We start from the raw sequence: 283 nt of genomic DNA on the forward strand, positions 1-283 counted from the left end.
CGATCTAAGACCTATCCGGGCGGCGGCATGGGCCAGGCAGAGGCAGCGCTCAACGACATTGCACGCCACCCGGCCACCGCGCGGCACATTGCCAACAAGCTTGCCCGGCATTTCATCGCCGACGATCCGCCGCCTGCGGCTGTCGCTCGCCTGGCCGCGGTCTTCACCAAGACCGACGGCGATCTGCGCTCGATCGCCTTGACGCTGATCGATTTGCCAGAAGCCTGGTCGGCGCCGCTCACGAAGCTGCTCACGCCATTGGACTATGTGGTCGCGTTGCGGC

General features: G+C 66.1%; 1 protein-coding gene. It reads left to right on the plus strand.

The genetic code is table 11. The features are described 5' to 3' along the window. The coding region (locus EN786_RS37335; RefSeq protein ID WP_135910232.1) for a DUF1800 family protein at positions 1-283 on the plus strand (283 nt) is incomplete at both ends.

The organism is Mesorhizobium sp. M4B.F.Ca.ET.143.01.1.1 (genome assembly GCF_004792275.1).
GTDB lineage: Bacteria > Pseudomonadota > Alphaproteobacteria > Rhizobiales > Rhizobiaceae > Mesorhizobium > Mesorhizobium abyssinicae.